Source organism: Geosporobacter ferrireducens (genome assembly GCF_001750685.1).
GTDB classification, from domain to species: Bacteria; Bacillota; Clostridia; order Peptostreptococcales; family Thermotaleaceae; genus Geosporobacter; species Geosporobacter ferrireducens.
On sequence record NZ_CP017269.1, the window covers coordinates 4,753,859 to 4,775,222 of the forward strand.

Genomic DNA, 21,364 nt, shown 5'->3' on the forward strand with positions numbered 1-21,364 from the left:
TTAAAATCGCTTTATTAAAAACTTCTATGGGCAAGCAATAATTCTTCTAGACCAAAGACACTCGGCACAGGATGGACTGTTGCCCCAGCAATCCATCTCATTGCTTTCTGTATAATTGCAGCCATCCTGAGATTTGCAATCGGTACAGGAAGGAAAAAGATTTTCATCAACAACACGTCTAAAGTTGACATATCCAGAATCCATCCAAATATCCAGAAGGCTTTTTTCATTGACATTCCCCAAGTAACAGGGATACATTTGTTTCTTTCTACCATAGATATAGCACTGGTAGGTATGCATGAGTGCATAACAAGGGCTGATGTTGCCTTGATAGTTAATGGATAGGGACTTATCCTTCACAAACTTACAACTGCGCTCAGTACGTAATTTCATATTGGACATCTGGGCAAAAATAGTAGTTCGTAAGGATTCTTTACCGAACATACGCCCTGTATCATCGATATCATATACAATTTCATCCTTCATGGATTCGTGATAGGGCAATAAATTACTGATAATGATCTGACTGGCTTTGAGATCGCATGCCAAACGGATCAGCTTCGGCAGATTGGCATAATTCTTCTTCATAGCTACAAACTCTATTCCCAGCTCCGGTTTTTTAGTCTTTCTTTCCTGCTTCGCAGCCTGCAAGTTAACAACATTTTGTGTGACGCTTTGAAAGTCTGCGCCTTGACGAATTTCATTGTATTCATCCTCATCTGGACTATCTAGAGAGGTGAAGAGTACATCCAACTCTAAGTCGATCAGTTTTTGAATGTTTTCCTTTTGCAAGAAGGAACCATTTGTAATCATTTCGACCTTTAGGCCAAGATTCTTTACGGCACCCAGCATATCAAAAATCCTTGGATGGGTCATAGGCTCTCCAAAGCCGCCAAAATGGACAGATTTCAGATTAGGTAGCTCTTTAAGGTTCTTTATTATATTTTCAAAGGTTTCCCAATCCATATGGAGTAACTTATCCTGCCATGAACTGCGGATACAGGTTATACAGGAGAAATTGCATTCTGTAGTGACTTCTATATAGATCCGTTTCACATCAGGCAGCAGGGGGATCAATCGATATCCGCCCTCTGTTGAAACAAATATAACTTCCTGCTCTTTCTCCAGAGACATTGGGAGTTGTATTTTCCCATCTTTGGCAATTACAATTTTTTTACCAACAGCGAAGAGTCCTGTTCCCAGTTCATTATTTAGTCTTTTCATCCACGTTCCTCCAATAACGTTAATTCTTACTTCTTTTTAATTTTAAAGTTTGCTTCATTATCTTGGTTTTTACCATAAAACCCTAGAGCTATCCGATATGGACCGGGACAGCCAGGAGGCAGAAAAGCCACACGATCTCCTGGATGGATCACATAATCTAAAGCTTGGACAAAGCCATTTACGAAAATTACTTCAATTTCATCCAACGGAATTTCAAACTCTTCAGCTAATTCAGCACCTGTTATAGGTTTGTCGAGGTTCATGATTACAGGAATTTTACCGTATTTTTTTCGAAAAGCCGCATCCAAATGCAGAAAACCCCTCACCTCGATCATTTGTTTGCTTTGCTCTGACATAGTACCTACTCCCTCCAAATGCTTTAATTTCATATGCTTGAAATATTCTTTCGATCGTTCATCATATGAATATGCTGTCTTAAAACAGCTAATGAAAGGTTTTGGATAAATATTAAAATTGAAGCCGGAACAAAGTCCGGCTTATTTTTTCTAGAATATTTTTTCTCCCTAAAGCCAAGATGGCCAAGAGTGGAAATTCAATTAGAAGTTGTAAACTTCGTCGATTTCTTCAGGCGAAAAGTCCCAAACTACATTGTGCGGAGAACATGGCTCATACTCGAAGAATTCAGGAAGACGATCGTGGGCGTTGGTGAAACCGGCTGCCTTATTAAAGGCACGTTCAACCTTAAGGACAGATTCACCTAGTTTGTCAACGTCAGCAGCAGTTAATTCTATACCGTATTGTGCGTTAATCATATCGATCAGTGCCTGATATCCGCCAGGATTGTCAGCAATACCGAAATATACGAATAGACACATGCCGGTACTATCTACAGCGGCAGTTCCGATTTGCATTGCACGGGCATATTCGATTTGACCCTCCTTCTTCAGCGGGTCAATATCTGCCCCTACCTTTAAGATATTACCGGAGATACAATATCCGGCAGTGTGGTCAGCACCCATAGGCGTAGTCGCATAAGTTAAGCCGATACCTTTGATAGGACGCGGATCGTAAGCTGGTATTGCTTGATCTTTTACTACCGGCGTTCTGAAAAGACCGCAGACCTTACCTACAACAGCTGTACCGCCGCCCAGAATTCTTCCTAACGGCGTTGGAACGGCGATTTGCTTGACAGCATCTAATACAGCTTTACCATCACCCCAAGGTAATAAACCACCTTCCATCGCAGTAGCTACTGCAACGGCAGTTTCGATACTATCTATGCCTATATCGTCCATTTCACGGTCAATATAGGCAATGTCATCTAAATCTTGGATTCCGGCATCTGCGCCAAGGCCCCAAATGGTTTCATATTCAAAACCGCTGGTGATGTATTTTCCATCTTTATCCGGATACCACTGGGAACATCTGATGATACAACCAGGATGACAGCCATGAGATACTTTTCCCTCGCCGCCGCGTTCTGTGATAGTAGCATTTAATGTTTCACCAGAAATGTTATCGTTATGGTCAATGCGGCCAGCTGTAAAGTTTTTGGCTGGAAGACCGCCTGCTTCATTTAAGATGTTAACCAATACGTCAGTACCGTAAGCTGCTAAACCCTGACCTGCTACAGGGTGGTCTAAGAGGGCTTTAGCAAATACTTTTGAGGCTGCCCTGAATTTTTCAGGATCTGCAATTGGAACTGCACCAGCACCTGTATCATCGATAATCACAGCTTTTACCTTTTTAGAGCCCAATACTGCACCTAAACCACCACGGCCTGCACTACGCATGTTGCCCTCAGGATCTTTGAAAGAAATATTTGCAGAAGGGAGACGATGTTCGCCAGCTGGACCAGCTAAAGCGATACCGACTTTCTCGCCGTATTTTGCACTTAATATTTCGATAGCCTTATAATTTCCACATCCCCCAAGGATTTCAGCCGGAGCTTCGTCGATTGTTACGCCATTTATATCCATTTTTATTACATAAAACTTATCGTCAGTAGGCATTCCTTCAATTACTAAAGCTTTGATACCAGCTTTAGCCATTTTTTGTGAAAAGGAGCCGCCGGAATTACTTTCTTTGATCGTACCGGTTAAGGGACTCTTTGCACCAACAGAAATACGTCCGGAATTAGGTGCTGTTGTACCGCTGAGTAAACCGGGAGCAAAGATGATTTTGTTGTTTTTGCCTAAAGCATGACAGGTAGGCTTTACTTCATCGGCAACAAAATTGGAAGTGAGGGCGCGTCCACCCAATCCTGCATATTTAGCTGGAACTTCATCAACCGTAACTTGTTTTGTCGTCATATCTACTCTTATAAATTTGTTCACAAAATTACCTCCTCTAAATAATTTTTATTCTTTTATTAGAAATTTCTGTATACTGATACACGAAGCAAATATTATGCCAATTATTATAGAGGATTCTTATAAAATAAAAGAGTTAAAATATAACGTTTTCCTTCTGTAAAATCTAGTAGTTATGGAAAGCACTGCAGGATACGTTCTAAAACGGAACACAAACCAAGAAAATAGCTGTTCTAAAATGATACAGTGTTCTGTTTCGATACAATGACAGGAAGATTCCAGTCTATGAGAGTAATTAAATATTTCAGGTATTTATGTTATACAATTATAATATGCAGATATAAATGCTGTAATTGAAAACATTCGTTATAAAATTGATTTAATTTCAGATTGATTACTAAAACCTGGCCGCCTTTATTTCAAGGAGGTCATTATATTTAAAACTTAATGAAGTTTTTAGGCAAGGTGGTTAGAAGCTATTAAATAGTAAATAAGAAGATATCAAATTTATGATGAAATAGAAAGGGGAACTCCGTATGAAGAAGTAGGAACTAGATATTATCAAACAAGCCATATTGAACGAACTGGAAGGATATGCGGATTATAAAATGTATCTCATAGGGTAGATTTTTTATTGTCTACTCTATGAAGTACATTTTATAATATACTTTTATTATTTATCCAGAGGTTTACCTAAAATACCATAGAAAAACAATGTAACCAACTCTTTAAAATATTTTCTGCTTTCTTCAAAATTAAGCAATGCATCGGAGCGTTTGCCTTCTCTAAACATATTAATATATATCAAAATAGCTTCGTTAGAAATACTGTGTTGAATATAACCTTCTTTTCGGCCCTTTTCAATTAATCTTAACATTAAGGGAATATATTTATTCTTAGTAAAATCTTCAGCAATCTGTCTAATAACAGGATCTTCTGACTTCAGCGATTTAAGAAAATCAGGGTCCATCGCTGATAATTCACTGGTTCTTTCCGAGACATATGTTTCAATTTTTTCAGGGAATGGCAGATTGCTTTCAATCACTTCCATATCCTCATACAGCCGTTTATTTAGAAGTGATAAAATTACATCTCTTAAAAGCTCGTCCTTACTACCAAAGTAGTTGTAGATTGTAACCTGGGACACTTTGGCTTTCTTGGCTATTTCAGCAACACTAACTCTTTGTACACCATGGGCAGAAAACAATTCAAAGGCCGCTTGACGGATATTTTCTTTTTTTCTTTCTGTGCGTTTTTCAAAGCCATCCATTGTAAATTCACCTCATTAATAGATTACTATATTTTTTGAATAATATCAATAAAATAATTTCAAAATATTATTGCGAGGCTATTCAATATGGTGTATTATGAAATTAATAAATTATTTTAGTTCAAAATATACAAAGAGGTGATTTGATATGAGTGAATATGTATTATTATTTAATGAGATTGACAATAGGAAGCTCCCGGAAGTGGGAGGTAAAGGTGCTAATTTAGGAGAGTTATCTAAGATCGATGGGTTGCAGGTACCGGAGGGCTTTTGTGTCACCACAGAGGCCTACAAAAGAACAATAGAGGATAACGAAGCCTATAAGTCACTTTTAGAACAATTATCCCATCTAAAGGTGCAAGATAGAGAAAAAATTGGAGAATTGAGCAAAAAGATTCGTAAGAACATCGAGGAAACAGAGATTGCAAAGGAAATAGAGGAATCTATTAGCAAAAATATATTAAAGCTAGGTGAAAAACATGCTTATGCAGTGCGTTCCAGTGCCACTGCCGAAGACTTGCCCACAGCCTCCTTCGCGGGCCAACAGGATACCTACTTGAATGTAGTGGGTAAGGATGCAATCCTTCAGCATGTAAGAAAATGTTGGGTATCCTTATTTACCGATCGTGCTGTCACTTATCGTATTCAAAATAATTTTGACCACCGAAAGGTATATTTGTCAGTTGTCGTTCAGAGAATGATCTTTCCTCAAGCTTCTGGGATAATGTTTACGGCTGATCCTGTCACCGCAAACAGAAAGGTGTTATCTATCGATGCCAGCTTCGGATTGGGGGAGGCCTTGGTCTCTGGTTTAGTAAATGCTGACATCTATAAAGTCCGTGATGGAAGGATACTTGAAAAAAAGATCACGACAAAAGCAATGGCCATCTATGGACTGAAAAATGGTGGGACTGAAGAACGGGAAGTCGACAAGCAAAAGCAAAATGTGCAAACGCTGACAGATGAGCAGATTCTACAGCTTGCAGATATAGGCAGGAGGATTGAGGCATACTTCTCAAGACCCCAAGATATAGAATGGTGCCTGTTTGAGGGAAGATTTTATATCGTTCAAAGCCGCCCTATTACCACCTTATACCCTATACCGGAAAACGACGGAAAAAACCGTGTATATGTATCCTTAGGGCATCTACAGATGATGACCGATGATATAAAGCCTCTAGGGATGTCCTTCTGCCAAATGCTATCATTTTGGTTTGGTCAAAATCTAACACCGGCCGGCGGCAGACTCTTTATAGATGGAAGCTATGATCTTGCCTCACCTATAGGAAGGAAGATCTTACTCACCAGTACAGGCCATGCCGACATTTTAATGAAGAATGCTATATTAAATTTAATGACCCGCAAGAATTTTGTAAAGAGCTTACCTAAAGGGAAGGGGTCCATCAATGCCAGTTCAGGAGCCTTAGGATGGATCATTCCAGCTTATAAAGTATATCGAAAAAATGATATAAGGGGTATTGAAAAGGTCATTGACTTTAATGAAGATCAGATAAAAGATATGGAACAAAGAATAGAAAAATTATCGGGCGAGGAGCTGTTGGCGTTTATTGTAAAGGATACTGGGGAATTAAAATCAATCCTAACTGGACCGCAAAATATGAGCTTGATGGTGGTAGGAGGCTATGCAAGCAACTGGGTTAATAAAAAAATGGAAAAGTGGTTGGGTGAAAAGGGTGCTGTAGACATCCTTTCGAAGTCAGTATTAAATAATATCACATCAGAGATGGGTCTTGAACTTCTCGATGTAGCGAATATAGTACGTAAGTATCCGGCAGTGGTAGAATATTTTAGCCATGCTAATCATGAAACCTTTATAAGTGATTTAAACAAGCTAAAAGGCGGTAATGAGGTATGGGAGGCGATGGAAAGTTTTTTAGAAAAATATGGAATGCGCTGCCCCGGTGAAATTGACATTACAAAACCTCGTTGGATTGAAAAGCCTACAGCACTCATCCCGATTATTCTCAGCAATATCAAAAGTGCTGAAAGGAACTCAAGCAGTGCTAAATTTGAACAGGGCAGATTGGAAGCAGAGGAGAAGGAAAGGGAGTTTTTGAAGCGGTTAGAGGAGCTGCCCGGCGGAAAGCGGAAAGCAAAAAAGGCGAAGCGGATGATCAGTATTCTACGAAATGTAATTGGTTTTAGAGAATACCCTAAATATTCCTTTATTAAACGCTTCCAAATTTATAAAAATGCTCTTTTAAAGGAAGCTGATCTTCTCGTACAAAAAGGTATCATCAAGGAAAAAGAGGATATCTTTTATTTGTACTATGAGGAACTTCACGATGTTGTTAGAACAAAAAAGCTGGATTACAGCATCATAACAAAAAGGAAAGAGGATTATGCCTTCTATGAAAAATTAACACCACCTAGAGTGATGACCTCAGAGGGTGAAATCATATCAGGTGAATACAATACCGGTAATGTTCCAGAGGGTGCTTTAGCGGGTGTGCCGGTTTCATCAGGGGTTATAGAAGGCAGGGCAAGGGTAGTTTTGAAGGCGGAGGATGCCATAATTGAAGAGGGAGATATATTGGTAACAACATTTACGGACCCTAGCTGGACTCCACTATTTGTATCTGTGAAAGGCTTAGTAACTGAAGTCGGCGGTCTCATGACCCATGGGGCTGTTATTACCCGGGAATATGGCATACCTGGAGTGGTAGGTGTAGAAAATGCAACAAAGCTAATCCGGGATGGGCAGAGAATCCGGGTAAATGGTACAGAAGGATATGTGGAAATATTGTAACACTTGATTTAACAGGATAAAAAGCAGAATAAAAAGTGCAGAAATAGGGACCCTGTTGGGTCCCTTAAACACAGGGGGATTAGCAATGAATATGAAAAGAGAAGAGAGGACATTCAATACAAATTTTATATTGTTTTTGCTTGGCAGGGTAGTATCTGACACAGGGACGAGTATTCAAATGATGATTATGCCATTATATATTATAGATGCTGGCGGTTCCGCTGCAACAATTGGAGTGTATTCTTTCTTTTCTCTACTGCCAGCCCTGCTGGTCTACCCTTTTGCAGGGGTTCTAGGGGATCGGTTGAACAGAAAAACGATAATGGTGATAACGGATTTTATGAGTGCTGGTGTAATTGTAGCCTTAGGCATCCTTTCATATTTGGGTATGATGAGGATTTCCTTATTGTTAATCGTTCAGGTAATCATATCCTTGTTAAACGGTTTGTTTGAACCAGCTACAAGGGGAATGCTGCCTCAACTTGTGGATAAAGATGCGTTGGCACGCAGTAACTCCATTGTCTCCTCAACAAGGACTGCGGCGCTTCTGTTAGGTCCGGTTATTAGTGCAGCCTTATATGCTGGCTTTGGAATTACGATGGTATTCTTTGTTAATGGGATTTCATTCTTGTTGTCGGGAACGAGTGAGATGATGATCAGATATACTCATGTAAAACGTCAAGCAGCAGGGGGTATATCAGGAATTTTCAATGATTTATTGGAGGGTATTAAATTTATTTTGACAAACAATATTATTCGTAATCTATGCTATTTCTTTTTAGTCATTTACTTTATAATACAACCAATTTTTAGCGTGATTATCCCGCTGTTTTTTAAGACCCATTTACAATATTCCGATGTATATTATGGTTATTTGCAAACGATTATTATATTAGGGGCTTTACTAGGAAGCGTTTCGGTGGGATTTTTGTTTGGAAAAGAGGGGAAAGTCTCAAAGTCTCTTGTAGTTGGCAGCACTTTGCTCTTAAGCACCATGCTGGCATTTTCGGTTTTGATATTTCCCAGAAGCTTATTGCTGTTAGGAAATGATACGATCCTATATTTTGCTTTATTGGCAGGCGTTCTTAGTCTGTTCAGTGCTGCAAATATATTTATCTCCGTTCCGGTACAGACATATATTCAGCGGGAAACGCCCAACGAATATATGTCGCGGGTTTTTTCATTGGTGAGCATGATCTCCCGGGGAGGAATACCTCTGGGTGCATTGGTATATGGAATTGTCCTGGAAAGGGTTGAGATGCATTGGACCGTTCTAGCTGTTGCTTTATTGATGTTATTCATATCTGTCGGTTTTGTAACATCTTTGCTGAAACATAATCCTGAGGAGAGTAAAACGGAGGCGAAGGACCTTTTGAATGCCTTGTTTCCCAAGGTCAAAGATTGATATACTTAATTGCACAGACAATATTTTTTTCAAAGATGTGTAACGTTTTAGCAAAAAATGCGACTAATTATATGAAAGGGGGATTTTAGTGAAGCAAATAGAGCAGTTATATATACTTTATAAAAAGGATGTTTATATGTATTTGCTTTCTTTGACACATAATTCCAGCCTTTCAGAAGATCTATTATCAGAAACCTTTGTCAATGCCATATCTGCTATTGGGAATTTTAAAGGACAGTCCTCCGTGAAAACATGGCTCTTTTCTATTGCCAGAAATCTGTGGCTTCAAAGAATGAGAAAAGAAAAATATACAGTTGAATATAATGATCTTTTAGAATTGTATGTATCAGACAGTATGGATGAAAGGCTGATCACAAAAGAAACCGCGGAAAGAATCGCAGGTTTAATATTGGGAAAAGACGAACGTACGCAGAAAATCATAAGCATGCGTATAGCGGGTTACAGTTTTGCTGAAATTGCGCATGAGGTAAATATGTCGGAAAGTTCGGCAAGGGTTATAGATTTCCGGGCGAAAAAGTGGATGAAGGAAATCTTGGAAAAGGAGGGATTGCGTTGAATATATCTTGCGATGTAGTATCTGACTTGATACCACTGGTAAAAGACGGTGTTGCAAGTGAAGACAGCGCCGCTATCGTTAATGCGCATATCCAAAATTGTGAAAGTTGTAGAGAGGCATTTAAAACCTTTATGCCTATAGACCCCATCCGTGTGAAAGATGAAAAGATAATCTTTGCAATTAAGCGGAGTATTTTAATAACCCAATTGATTATTCTTATGGCAGGTGCTATTATCGGCGTTGCCCTCTCAAATTCTATGGGCATGTTTTATAACTTTATGATTATGCCAGCCATTGGCGGTGTTTCACTCTTCGTACTTAAAGGGAAATGGTATTTGGCTCCGCTTGTAATTTTTATGCTCACCTATCTATGGCAAGCTGTAGAGGGAATTTTGTCAGGTGAATTCAGCTGGATTGTCCTGTATAGTGGATTATATTACAGCATTATCTATACCGTCTTGGTTGGCATTGGGCTCGTCATTGCGATGCTTTTGAGATTTGCATTTAAGAAAGAAGGTTGAAAAAATGGAAAATAGAAAAAAGCCTATATTAAGAATACTTGCAGGATTTGCAGCCGCAGTACTTATTGCCGGTATGCTTTTTATTACCAATTCCTTTGTCGGCAATCCAATATCGGCAATGCTGGCAAACAAGGTTATAAAGCAATATGTGGATCAGAACTATTCCTCGTTGGATTTAGAAATAGAAAAAGCAAGTTATAATTTTAAAGATGGTGCCTATATGGCCAGGGTAAAGTCCAAGACAAGCATTGATACGAAATTTGCTGTGTATTATCGGGATGGCAAGGTTCAGCGGGATGATTACGAAAGCTATGTTCTAGGAATGTTTAATACACTGCAGCGGTTTTCGGAGGAATATTCTGCTGTTGCGAAAAATATCATAGCAAAAGAATTAGGATATCTAAACAATAAGACCATGGTGATGGTTCATAAGGAAATCTACGAAAATCCAGGTGATATTGTAGAATTAGATATGAAGTTTGATAAGACCCTGCCGATCCGTGCAGAAGTCACACTTCAGCTTGATTTAGCCGATCATTCCATAGAAGGTATTGCAAAAGTGTTAACGGATGCCCATAAAGCTTTTGCAGAAAATGATTGTTATTTCGATCAGTATGGGCTGTATGCAGAAAATGACGGGATGCTTATCATGATAAGCGGTGTTACACCCGCTGATATTGAAAGTGGTGAGCTGGCAGGACTGCTTGAAGCGGCAAAGGCAAATGACAGTGCAAGCGGAATAGGTGTTTTTATTAAAGAACAAAAGAAATAACTTAATAGGGAACGGAAAAAGGGTCATCATAAGCAAATTAAAAGAAATTTATGGGAATTTGATAAAGACAAATCAAAGGAAAAAGGGATATATTGACTTGACAGCCTGTAAATAGAATTGGTAATATTTAATTGAGAATGAGAATTAAAATCAAACACTTTATAAATTTTCCTTAATTAGGAAGTGTAATTTGATTGTATTTATATTTCAATAATGATCATCAGTGCTGGAAGGTTGTTGTTTGTAATGAAAAAAGAAGTTCAAAAATATAGGATATTTAATCCCCAAAATAGAAATTGTTCTGTATGCGCGGTGTTCAACAGTATTTACGGCTCAGATTCTTTTCAAAAAGAGATGGATATACCTGAAGAAGCTGGGAAAGGCTATTGCCGGAGAACTATTGTCAAGCCATCAATGGAAATCAATATCTCTGATGTGACTTTTTATGAAAGGATAACAATGAAGGAAAGTCTGAGAAATCCTCAATATTGTCTTGCTTTTTGTTTGGGAGAAGCACTTCAGTGGAGTGTTGAAGAGAATAAAAAGGAATATGTTCTGGAATGTGGGGAGAGCTATATATTCGATGGAAACCAAGGAAACAGTATATGCAGCTATAATCCGGGACAGCGTTTTTGGGGAGTTAGTGTACAGTTGGACGCTGAAACCATAGCAAATTTTGTTCATCATATGGGAAAAGAGCACTTTTGCCATGGGCTATCCTATGGAAACAGTCTTTTTTATAAGAGAAAATTTTCACCTGCCATTAAGTTGATTCTAAATGATATGATGAACTGCCGCTATGGGGATCATGTAAAAAGAATATATCTGGAAGGGAAAATATTGGAACTGGTTGCTGTTTATATAGACGAAATCATTTGTGAAAATGGAGCACTGTATTCTTCTGTGAAGCTTTCTTCAGCAGATGTCCTGTCACTTCATAAAGCCCGAAAGGTTGTTGATGAAAATATGGCTTCCCCACCAACCATAGGGAAACTTGCAAGGATGGTATGTTTAAATGAATATAAGCTTAAAGCAGGCTTCAAGGAATTGTTTGGAATGCCTGTCCATGCCTATATTATTGATAAAAGGCTGGAGCGGGCACGGTTTTTAATGGAGGACAAAAAGCTGAGGGTGACGGAAGCGGCCCTGCTGGTAGGCTACAGTGATGCCAGTCATTTTGCTGAAAAGTTCAGAAAAAAATATGGCATTAATCCGTCAGAATACACGAAAAACCTATAGAAATACTACTTTTCAGGAACAGCGAAGAAAGGACTTCGCTGTTCCTGAAATACTTTTTGGCATAAAACTTATCCCATTTGGCGTAGAAGAAAGAGATAAAAGTGAGGTATTATTGATATATTAAATGATAATGAAAATCAATATCTATGAAGAAGGTGAAAATATTGAACAACACTGCTGAAACAAAGAAAAAGACAGGTATTTCCCGTCTGCTGGAGATTGCAGGGGAAAAACGGGGATTGCTGATCCTTTCAGGGATACTGTCCGTTATAAGCACGATACTGATGTTTGTTCCCTTTGCGGCTGTATACTTTATTGTGGCGGAGTTGTTAAAAAATGCAGCCAATCCGGCATTAAGCGATATGGCCCTTATTCGTCAATGGGGGCTATGGGCGATCCTCTCTCTCTTAGGCTCCCTTATATTTTTATACGGCGGCACCATGGCCTCCCATATCGCAGCCTTTCGTATCCTGTACAGTCTTAGAATACGCTTAGCCCAGCACTTGGCTAAGCTGCCCATGGGCTATCATACGCGGCAGTCTTCGGGAGCCATAAAGAAAACGCTGGAGTTGAGCGTGGAGAAAATCGAAGGCTTTATTGCCCATCAGTTGCCTGACCTTATAGGAGCTGTGGCACTGCCGGTGATTATGCTGGGTACCATGTTTACCCTTGACAGGTCCATGGCGCTGGCTTGCGCTGTTCCTATCATTGCTGCGTATTTGCTGCAATCCATCGTCTTTTATGGTGAGAAAGGAAAGGCAGCCATGAAGCAGCACCATGACGCGCTGGAACAGATGAATGCCGCTGGGGTCGAGTATGTGCGGGGGATGCCTGCGGTGAAGGTATTTGGCCTTACGGCAAAAACATTTTTGAGCTTTCACCACGCCATTACCGATTTTCGGGATTGGGCAGTAGAATATACAAAATTTTGCAAACGACCTTATATCATCTTTATGACCATCCTGACATCTATTTTGTCCTTTATTCTTCCCGTGGGGATCCTGCTGTTGAGCAGGCAGCCGGACAACCAGGCATTTGCTTTAACATTCATGCTTTTTCTCGTACTGGCACCCGGTTTATCCGTCCCTATGATGAAGTTAATGTATTTAGGAGGAAATATGCGGCTTATTTCTGAGGGTGTGGAACGGATCGACAATATATTCGCTCAAAAACCCGTTGTTGAACCGGAAGTCCCTAAAACACCAAAAAGTTATAGCATAGAATTTGATCATGTAAGTTTTTCCTATGACAACCAGGATGCTGCCACCCGCAGCGAAGCGCTGACCTGTGTAGCTTTTTCCGCAAAAGAGAAGGAAATGACCGCCTTGGTGGGACCCTCCGGCAGTGGGAAATCCACCATAGCCAATCTGATCCCGCGGTTTTGGGATGTTACATCAGGCAGCATCCGCATCGGCGGAGTGGATATTCGGGAGATGGGTACGGAGAAGCTGATGGAGATTGTATCTTTTGTGTTTCAGGATGTGCATCTGTTCTATGACACCATTGAGGAAAATATCCGCATGGGCCGTAGAGATGCTACCGCTGCCCAGGTCATTGAGGCGGCAAAAGCGGCCTGCTGCCATGAATTTATTGAGCGGCTGCCCCAGGGGTATCAAACGAAAATCGGAGAAGGCGGCACCTATCTTTCGGGAGGAGAAGCACAGCGTGTTGCCATTGCAAGGGCGATTCTCAAAAATTCCCCCATATTGGTGCTGGATGAAGCTACTGCCTTTGCCGATCCGGAAAATGAAGCAAAGATACAAGAAGGGCTAAGAACTCTCATCAGAGGAAAGACAGTCATCATTATTGCTCACAGGCTTTCTACCATCCGTGAGGCTGACCAAATCCTCGTGGTGGATGGCGGGCAGATTGTGGAAACCGGCAAGTGCGAGGATTTGGTCAAACAAAAGGGGTTGTACCACCGCATGTGGGAGGCCCATATGGATGCAGGAGCATGGGCTCTTTCTAAAGATCAAAAAACAAAGGTGGTGAATGCATCATGAAAAATTTCTTCTACAATATCTCAAGCGGCAATCCCAAGACCCTTGTTATGCCATGCGTTGCTTCCTTTTTAGAGGGTATTTGCAAAATTGTTCCTGCAGCTCTCGTCTTTGATGTATTCAATACGGTTTATTTATCCTTTGCAAACCCAGGAATACCGTTAAACACCGGAAGATTATGGAGAACATGGGCCATGCTCATAGGGTGGATGATTGTACAGTACCTGACCTCCGGCTTTGCTTACAGCAAAACCTTTACAGCAGCTTATGATGCCTCTGCCAATGGCCGAACCGCCCTTGCCGAGCACCTGCGCAAGCTGTCCTTAGGATTTTTGGGCAGCCGTGACCCGGGGGACCTGACCACCATGATGTTGAGTGACTATGCTTCTGTAGAAACAACCATCTCCCACTATGTTCCGCAATTGGTTAGTGCAACGGCCTTTCCAATCATTATATTTATTGCTTTGATATTTATCAATTGGCAAATGGCCGCCGCCATGTTTGTGGCGCTGCCCTTTTCCCTTATCATCGTTTGGCTTTCAAACGGACTTCAATTGCGTCTCGGTAAAAGCCATGTGAAAGCAAAGGTGGACAGCGCCAGCCGTTTGCAGGAATACCTGCTGGGTATGCGGGAAATTAAATCCCATAATCTGAGCGGTCAGCGTTTTCAAAGACTTCAGGAAGCTTTTGCCCGCCTGATGAGAGAGTCCATCCGGATAGAAGGGTTGATCGGTCCCGTAATGATGGTGGCTATTGCACTGATGCGGTCGGGACTTACACTGATGGTTTATGCGGGGACCTTTCTCCTGATGGGGGGCCAGCTGACCCTTCCTGTTTTCCTTGCATTCTTACTGCTGGGTACCCGTGTATTTGATCCCATGACTATGGTGCTTGTCAACTATGCGGAAATTCGTTATTCCGTTCTGAGTGCGGAGCGTATCATGGAAATCCGCCATGAAAGACCATTGCCCGGTAAAGATGATGCTCCAGCGGGAAACCATATTGAATTCCAGAATGTTACCTTTGCCTATGAGAACACTAACGTGCTGAAAAATGTATCTTTTTCTATCTCGCCCAAAAGCATCACTGCCCTGGTAGGACCCTCCGGCAGCGGCAAGAGCACAATAACACGGCTTATGGCAAGGTTTTGGGATGTGCAGGGGGGCAGGATACTGATTGACGGCAGAGACATAAAAGATATGGACCCGGAAAAGCTGCTGTCCCGCGTTTCCATGGTCTTTCAGGATGTGTACCTTTTTAAGGATACCATCGGCAACAACATCAGGGTTGGAAAAATGAACGCTTCCCAGGAGGAAATCCAGTGGGCGGCGAAGAAAGCCTGCTGCCATAACTTTATCATGAAGCTGCCCCAGGGCTATGACACACCTGTGGGGGAAGGGGGCTGCACCCTTTCAGGCGGCGAAAAGCAGCGGTTATCCATTGCCCGGGCACTTTTAAAGGATGCGCCTATTGTGCTCCTTGACGAAGCCACTGCATCCCTTGACCCGGAAAATGAAATCCAGGTACAGCGCGCCATTAATGCCTTGGTCAGCAATAAGACCGTGGTGATCATTGCACACCGTCTAAAGACCATAAAGGGAGCAGACAAGATTATCGTTTTAGAGAATGGAAAAGTGGTAGAGCAAGGGGTTCATGAAGAGCTGTTGGCAAAGGAAGGCCTGTATCAGCATCTATGGAGCCTGCAGCAGCAATCGTCAGGCTGGAGCATGAAAGCATCATAAATAGGATCAGGGAAATAGCATATTTCTCATATTCCGGAAGAACACGATTTATTTAAGGAACGGTGAAGGCATGTTCCTCTGTTCCTTAAATATTTTTGACATAGCACCTATTTTAAGCTGGTATGAATTTTCAAAGGAGATGAATCTATTACCAATTGATTTCTTTAATAACGGGGAGTGATACCATTGGAAACAAAACTAAGTGAAAAAGACAAACAGAAGCAGATGATTCTTACAGAAAATTTATGGAAGGTCATGGTTAGCATTTCATGGCCGGCTGTAGTTGCCATGGTGCTATATGGGCTGAATTCGGTATTTGATGCGATTTTTGTAGGATTATTTGTCGGAGAAACTGCATTGGCAGGAGTTTCCCTAGCCTATCCCTTGTCTCAAATAACCCTTGGGTTAGGTTCTCTAGTGGGCGTTGGCGCAGGATCTGCCCTTAGTATTGCCTTGGGTTCGAAAGACCGGGAGAGGCAGAAAAAAATATTGGGAAATGTCAATTATCTGACCATCCTTATGACGATTGTCTACACCATACTTGCATGGTTATTGGCAGAACCGCTGGTGAAAGTAATGGGAGGTACAGGAGATACATTGGAAATAGGCAGGATATATTTTCAAATAACGGTTATAGGCTCATTGTTCTGGATCTATGGTCTAGCTGGAAATATGATCGTTCGTGCCGAGGGGAAAATGAAATCAGCGGCGGTTATGATGGGCCTTGGACTGGTGGTGAATATAATTGCCAATTATATCTTGATCGTAGGGATGGATATGGGGGTAGCAGGAGCGGCTTGGGGAACGAATCTGGGTATGCTTGTTTATACTGTTGCAGGTCTCGTGTATTTTGCAAAAGGAATGGCGTCCTTCGAAGCACATCCTTTTAAGATTCGCAGAGATAAAAAAATTATAAGGGATATCTTTTCCATGGGGATGCCATCGTTGATCATGACCATTATGAGTCTTGTGCAGGCGATCGTGGTCTTCAACGCTTTATCCAGATATGGAACCACTTATGATTTGGCCCTTTACGGCGCCATATACAGACTCTTCACTTTACTGCTGACACCTATATTTGGACTGATGAGGGCACTGCAGCCTGTTATCGGTATTAATTACGGTGCAAAAAACAACCTTCGTGTCATTAGCAGCTTTAAAATATTTGCAGCAGCCAGTACCCTCATGATGCTGCCTTTTTGGCTGGTGATCATGGTTATGCCTGATGCTGCATTAGGCTTAATGTTTCCCGATCGAATATTTGATGCTGCCAGCTTATTGTACTTTAGAATCTATATGGCACTTTTGCCGATTTTACCCATTATCTTTATGGCAATGACATTTTATCCTGCTATTAATAAAGGAAAACCGGCAGCGGTGATAGGGATTGCACGACAATTAATTTTTTATGTACCGGTAATGCTGATACTTCCAAAGCTGTTTGGTATCCAATGGGTCTATTATGGCACCTTCTTCATTGATGTACTCATAACCATTTGGGTTTTTCTACTGATGAAAAAAGAGTTTCGCATTCTTAGGCAGGAAAGAGAGGCTAAGAACCTTGCTGTACAATGAAATGAGATATTTCATCCGGCATCCAGGGGGTGAGGGAAAATGAAAGGTACATTGGAAGAGAAGGTGTTTTACGGCAACAAGATCACTGTGATAAGAAGAGATGAGGACTGTACCGTATATAAAATGAAGGATGTGACCGGAGAGGGTACCATGACCTGCTATAATGTGTTTCCCGGTATTGATCTGTTGTACAATGATTTTCACATGCAAAGCTGTTTTTCCGAGTTCCGGCCAAAGGTTGATATGATTGGGATCGATTATTGCCGGGAGGGGCGCATTGAATGGGAGCTTAAGAACGGCACCTATATGTACTTGAAAGAGGGAGACCTGCAGATCGATACGAAAGAGCACCATACCAATGGATTTGGATTTCCACTACGTCATTATCATGGGATCACTGTTGCCGTGTATATTGAGGAAGCCCTAAACACGTTATCCACTATATTGGATGGGTTTTCCATTGACCTGCATGGCATCCGGGAAAAATTCTGTACAGGTAAAAGCCCTTTTATCATGAGGGCAGAGGATTCGATACAGTATATCTTTTCCGAACTCTATACGGTACCCCGTAAGATTAGAAAAAACTATTTTAAGATTAAGGTTTTAGAGATGCTTTTATTTTTAAGTGCAGCGGATGTCCCTATAAATGGCGAAGCATGGTCGTACTTCCCTAAGAAGCAGGTTGAAGCGGTAAAGGCAGTCATGGAATATATAACGGAAAACATAGATAGGCACATCACCTTGAACGAATTATCGTCGAGGTTTGATATACCCCTTACCTCATTGAAGCTTTGTTTCAAAGGTGTCTATGGTACATCCATCTATGCGTACATGCGCTCCTATCGTATGCATGCAGCTGCCTCTATGCTGCGGAAAACCAACGAGAATATTATCACCGTTGCCGGGAAGGTAGGCTATAATAATCCAAGTAAATTTGCCGCTGCCTTCAAAAAAATAATGGGCATGCCTCCTGCAAAATATCAGAAGTATTCTGTCTGAAGGGAGCATAGTTGGGCTGGATGGAGCGGAAGGTACCCATTATTTTTGCTATAATGCAAGTTGAAATCATTGGCATGGATAAGAAGCCGAAAAGCATATTTGTTAGACAGTTAAACTAGAGTGTTAAATCCATTATATTTTCAGGGGGAGCAATTATGGATAATAAATTACAGGCTAAAGATTTGATTAACGTTGGTATCTTTACGGCACTTTATTACGTTATTATGTTTGCAGGCGCAATGCTTGGCTATATTCCGGTTCTGTTTATCCTGATTCCATTGTATATGCCCATTATCACCGGAATCCCGTTTATGCTCTTCTTAACCAAGGTGAAAAAATTCGGCATGGTAACCATAATGTCTTTGCTTTTAGGCTTGATCATGTTTGCAACCGGTCACACCTGGGTGCCGATCATGACAGGGGCCATATGTGGGATTTTAGCGGATTTGATTTTCAAAGCAGGGAAATACCAAAGCCTTAAGCATTCGGTAATCGGATATGGAATATTCAGCATTTGGATAATGGGAGCAATGCTTCCCCTATGGATCATGCGGGATAGTTATATTGCCTATATTCGGAATAGTATGGGTGATGAATACACAAATGCAGTGCTTGCCCTGACTCCGGACTGGGTTGCATTTGTAGTGATAGGTGCAGCCTTTGCTGCTGGTATCGTGGGAGCTTTCTTTGGAAAAGCGGTCTTAAAAAAACATTTTCAGCGGGCGGGAATCCTATGATGCAAAGGGAGCTTTTGAAAAGTGCCGGAGCCAATACATACTTTAAACTGGATCCAAGGACAAAACTACTGCTTATGATAATGATCAATGCTACGATTTTTGGCGGCAGTGCGGTGCATATCATGCTGACGATGGCGGCGATTCCCCTGTTTCTTTTATTGGCAAGCAAAAAAACAAAGCCGGCTTTATATTGTGCTCTTGCCTATACAATCGCTGCCTTATCCCATGAGTTTCTTATTCCTGTTACCCATGGGATTCTGAATATTTTCGTTGTCATGTTGTCCGGCATGCTGTACCGGATCATGCCGGGAATTATCATGGGGTATTACCTGGTAACCACCACAACGGTCAGTGAATTCGTAGCGTCAATGGAGCGGATGCATGTGTCGCAGAAAATTATCATTCCCATGTCGGTGATGTTTCGTTTTTTTCCCACCATTGGAGAAGAGGCCCGGGCTATCAATGATGCCATGCGGATGCGGAGAGTCAGCTTTGGCTCAGGCAGCTTTTTCAAAAATCCAATGGCGATGCTTGAATACCGCTTGGTTCCCCTGCTGATGTCAACGGTTAAAATTGGAGAGGAGCTTTCGGCTGCTGCATTAACTCGGGGCTTAGGCAGTCCTGTTAAGAGAACGAACATATGCAAAATCGGATTCGGCATTCAGGATATCGTCTTGTCAACCGCCGCTGTTGCTGCGTTCATAGGGTTTTTATTACATTGAAAAGGAGGGGCTGATACCAATGATTGAACTGAAAAACGTCTCTTTTTCATATTCCCAGGGTCAGAAAGAGAATGGACTCTACGATATAAACGTAACAATTCAACGGGGTGAGGTTGTCCTGCTATGCGGAGAATCCGGCTGCGGGAAGACCACCTTGACACGGTTGATAAACGGGCTGATACCTAACTATTATGAAGGTTCCCTTGCAGGTGAGGTGCGGATCAACGGCCGACCGGTCAATAAACTGCCCCTCTACGAGACGGCAAAAATGGTAGGCTCTGTTTTTCAAAATCCCCGATCACAGTTTTTTAATGTGGATACCACAAGTGAACTGGCATTTGGCTGTGAGAACAGGGGGCTGCCCGAAGAAGAAATAAGGGAACGGATAGGAGAAGCGGTCTCTGATTTTAAGATGGAAGGACTTATGGGGAGAAGTATTTTTCAGCTTTCCGGTGGAGAAAAGCAAAAAATTGCTTGTGCTTCTGTTTCAACAACCCACCCGGATATCTTTGTTCTTGACGAGCCGTCCTCCAACCTGGATACAGCATCGATTGAGGAGCTGCGACGACTTATGGGGCTGTGGAAAAGCAAAGGAAAAACCATTATCATTGCGGAACACCGGCTGTATTTTATGCGTGAGCTTGTGGATCGCGTTTTGTATATGAAAAACGGTAAAATAGAAAAAGAATTTCATTCGGAACAGATAAAAGCCATGAATTTAGCAAAGCTGTCAACCATGGGTCTGAGGCCGCTGTTTTTGGAAGGACTGAAAAGGGATCCAAAAACGATCCCGCTGAAGCCGGAAGATTTGTGGCTGTCTGATTTTGTGTTTTCCTATAAGCATAAATCTTCGGCTATCAGGATAGATTCGTTGACAGCGCCGAAGGGTAGTATTGTTGCTGTTATTGGACACAATGGAGCCGGAAAATCAACTTTTGCCAGATGTCTCTGCGGTTTGGAAAAGAACTGCACGGGGACCTTGTCCTTTGGGGACGTGACATATAAGGGAAGGGAACGCCTGAAGCGATGCTGTATGGTCATGCAGGATGTCAATCACCAGCTGTTTACCGAAAGCGTTCTGGATGAAATTTTACTAAGCATGGATGAAGGCGACCCGGCAAAGGCAGAAAGCATTTTGAACAGCCTTGACCTTTTACCTTTGAAAGACCTGCATCCCATGTCCTTATCCGGCGGGCAAAAGCAGCGGGTGGCAATTGCAAGTGCCATAGCCTCGGAGAAAGAAATCATATTATTCGACGAACCCACCAGCGGTCTTGATTTACGGCATATGAGAGAAGTAGCCCATAATCTGGAACAGCTTCAGCAAATGGGGAAAACTTTATTTGTCATTTCTCATGACCTTGAACTGATACTGGCCAGCTGCACACATGTTTTACATTTTGAAAAAGGCAGTGTGATAGACAATTATCCCCTGAATGACAAAGGGGAAAAGAAGCTCCTGTCATTTTTTATCAGGAACCATCAAGAACAGGCAAATCATTATGATGTCCAATGCATTTAATTGGATGTCTAATCGG

At 41.5% G+C, this 21,364-nt stretch carries 17 protein-coding genes; 13 read left to right on the plus strand and 4 right to left on the minus strand.

The features are described from left to right. Positions 1-24: 24 nt before the first annotated feature. From Gferi_RS22195 to Gferi_RS22210, 4 genes are all read right to left on the minus strand, one after another. Positions 25-1,224 (minus strand): tungsten cofactor oxidoreductase radical SAM maturase, encoded by a 1,200-nt coding sequence (locus Gferi_RS22195; RefSeq protein WP_069980325.1) that lies wholly within the window; start codon positions 1,222-1,224, stop codon positions 25-27. 26 nt (positions 1,225-1,250) lie between these two features. Continuing rightward, positions 1,251-1,580 (minus strand): MoaD/ThiS family protein, encoded by a 330-nt coding sequence (locus Gferi_RS22200; RefSeq protein WP_083273713.1) that lies wholly within the window; start codon positions 1,578-1,580, stop codon positions 1,251-1,253. A 201-nt stretch (positions 1,581-1,781) separates the two neighbouring features. Beyond that, the gene (locus tag Gferi_RS22205) at positions 1,782-3,521 is read right to left on the minus strand and encodes an aldehyde ferredoxin oxidoreductase family protein (RefSeq protein ID WP_069980326.1); all 1,740 of its coding nucleotides are present in this window, start codon (positions 3,519-3,521) and stop codon (positions 1,782-1,784) included. Positions 3,522-4,170: 649 nt separating this feature from the next. After that, complete coding sequence (locus Gferi_RS22210; RefSeq protein WP_069980327.1) at positions 4,171-4,767, minus strand: TetR/AcrR family transcriptional regulator; 597 nt, start codon at positions 4,765-4,767, stop codon at positions 4,171-4,173. A gap of 148 nt (positions 4,768-4,915) precedes the next feature. On the opposite strand from Gferi_RS22210, the gene ppsA reads away from it, so the two are divergent. The 13 genes from ppsA to Gferi_RS22275 all read left to right on the plus strand — a co-directional run bounded on the left by ppsA (position 4,916) and on the right by Gferi_RS22275 (position 21,348). Then, positions 4,916-7,537, plus strand: a complete 2,622-nt coding sequence (gene ppsA / locus Gferi_RS22215) for a phosphoenolpyruvate synthase (RefSeq protein ID WP_069980328.1) — start codon at positions 4,916-4,918, stop codon at positions 7,535-7,537. An 85-nt stretch (positions 7,538-7,622) separates the two neighbouring features. Continuing rightward, on the plus strand, positions 7,623-8,942 hold the full coding sequence (locus Gferi_RS22220) for an MFS transporter (RefSeq protein ID WP_083273714.1): 1,320 nt from the start codon (positions 7,623-7,625) through the stop codon (positions 8,940-8,942). Between the two features lie 88 nt (positions 8,943-9,030). Next, positions 9,031-9,519, plus strand: coding sequence for an RNA polymerase sigma factor (locus Gferi_RS22225; protein ID WP_083273715.1), 489 nt, complete (start codon positions 9,031-9,033; stop codon positions 9,517-9,519). Further along, positions 9,516-10,040, plus strand: a complete 525-nt coding sequence (locus Gferi_RS22230) for a zf-HC2 domain-containing protein (RefSeq protein ID WP_069980329.1) — start codon at positions 9,516-9,518, stop codon at positions 10,038-10,040. Before Gferi_RS22225 ends, Gferi_RS22230 begins: the two co-directional genes overlap by 4 nt. 4 nt (positions 10,041-10,044) lie before the next feature. Continuing rightward, entirely contained in the window at positions 10,045-10,812 is a 768-nt protein-coding gene (locus Gferi_RS22235; RefSeq protein WP_069980330.1) for a YfjL-like protein, read from the plus strand. A 246-nt stretch (positions 10,813-11,058) separates the two neighbouring features. Further along, positions 11,059-12,051, plus strand: a complete 993-nt coding sequence (locus Gferi_RS22240; protein ID WP_069981565.1) for a helix-turn-helix domain-containing protein — start codon at positions 11,059-11,061, stop codon at positions 12,049-12,051. A 164-nt stretch (positions 12,052-12,215) separates the two neighbouring features. Next, positions 12,216-14,054 carry an ABC transporter ATP-binding protein gene (locus Gferi_RS22245; RefSeq protein ID WP_236932646.1) on the plus strand — a complete coding sequence of 613 codons (1,839 nt, stop codon included), beginning with the start codon at positions 12,216-12,218 and terminating at the stop codon, positions 14,052-14,054. Next, positions 14,051-15,793 carry an ABC transporter ATP-binding protein gene (locus tag Gferi_RS22250; RefSeq protein WP_069980332.1) on the plus strand — a complete coding sequence of 581 codons (1,743 nt, stop codon included), beginning with the start codon at positions 14,051-14,053 and terminating at the stop codon, positions 15,791-15,793. Before Gferi_RS22245 ends, Gferi_RS22250 begins: the two co-directional genes overlap by 4 nt. Positions 15,794-15,979: 186 nt before the next feature. Next, entirely contained in the window at positions 15,980-17,368 is a 1,389-nt protein-coding gene (locus Gferi_RS22255) for an MATE family efflux transporter (RefSeq protein ID WP_207645773.1), read from the plus strand. A gap of 39 nt (positions 17,369-17,407) precedes the next feature. Further along, on the plus strand, positions 17,408-18,367 hold the full coding sequence (locus Gferi_RS22260; protein WP_069980333.1) for a helix-turn-helix domain-containing protein: 960 nt from the start codon (positions 17,408-17,410) through the stop codon (positions 18,365-18,367). Between the two features lie 155 nt (positions 18,368-18,522). Continuing rightward, positions 18,523-19,104, plus strand: a complete 582-nt coding sequence (locus Gferi_RS22265; RefSeq protein ID WP_069980334.1) for an MptD family putative ECF transporter S component — start codon at positions 18,523-18,525, stop codon at positions 19,102-19,104. After that, positions 19,101-19,826 (plus strand): energy-coupling factor transporter transmembrane component T, encoded by a 726-nt coding sequence (locus Gferi_RS22270; RefSeq protein ID WP_236932647.1) that lies wholly within the window; start codon positions 19,101-19,103, stop codon positions 19,824-19,826. The genes Gferi_RS22265 and Gferi_RS22270 overlap by 4 nt, the downstream gene beginning before the upstream one ends. Before the next feature lie 19 nt (positions 19,827-19,845). Then, the gene (locus Gferi_RS22275) at positions 19,846-21,348 is read left to right on the plus strand and encodes an ABC transporter ATP-binding protein (protein WP_069980335.1); all 1,503 of its coding nucleotides are present in this window, start codon (positions 19,846-19,848) and stop codon (positions 21,346-21,348) included. The last annotated feature ends 16 nt before the right edge of the window (positions 21,349-21,364 follow it).

Bases quoted from the DNA above. Each gene is read 5' to 3' on its own strand.
- Gferi_RS22195 (WP_069980325.1), bottom strand. From the start codon at position 1,224: ATGAAAAGACTAAATAATGAACTGGGAACAGGACTCTTCGCTGTTGGT.
- Gferi_RS22200 (WP_083273713.1), bottom strand. From the start codon at position 1,580: ATGTCAGAGCAAAGCAAACAAATGATCGAGGTGAGGGGTTTTCTGCAT.
- Gferi_RS22210 (WP_069980327.1), bottom strand. From the start codon at position 4,767: ATGGATGGCTTTGAAAAACGCACAGAAAGAAAAAAAGAAAATATCCGT.
- ppsA (WP_069980328.1), top strand. From the start codon at position 4,916: ATGAGTGAATATGTATTATTATTTAATGAGATTGACAATAGGAAGCTC.
- Gferi_RS22220 (WP_083273714.1), top strand. From the start codon at position 7,623: ATGAATATGAAAAGAGAAGAGAGGACATTCAATACAAATTTTATATTG.
- Gferi_RS22235 (WP_069980330.1), top strand. From the start codon at position 10,045: ATGGAAAATAGAAAAAAGCCTATATTAAGAATACTTGCAGGATTTGCA.
- Gferi_RS22240 (WP_069981565.1), top strand. From the start codon at position 11,059: ATGAAAAAAGAAGTTCAAAAATATAGGATATTTAATCCCCAAAATAGA.
- Gferi_RS22250 (WP_069980332.1), top strand. From the start codon at position 14,051: ATGAAAAATTTCTTCTACAATATCTCAAGCGGCAATCCCAAGACCCTT.
- Gferi_RS22260 (WP_069980333.1), top strand. From the start codon at position 17,408: ATGAAAGGTACATTGGAAGAGAAGGTGTTTTACGGCAACAAGATCACT.
- Gferi_RS22265 (WP_069980334.1), top strand. From the start codon at position 18,523: ATGGATAATAAATTACAGGCTAAAGATTTGATTAACGTTGGTATCTTT.
- Gferi_RS22270 (WP_236932647.1), top strand. From the start codon at position 19,101: ATGATGCAAAGGGAGCTTTTGAAAAGTGCCGGAGCCAATACATACTTT.
- Gferi_RS22275 (WP_069980335.1), top strand. From the start codon at position 19,846: ATGATTGAACTGAAAAACGTCTCTTTTTCATATTCCCAGGGTCAGAAA.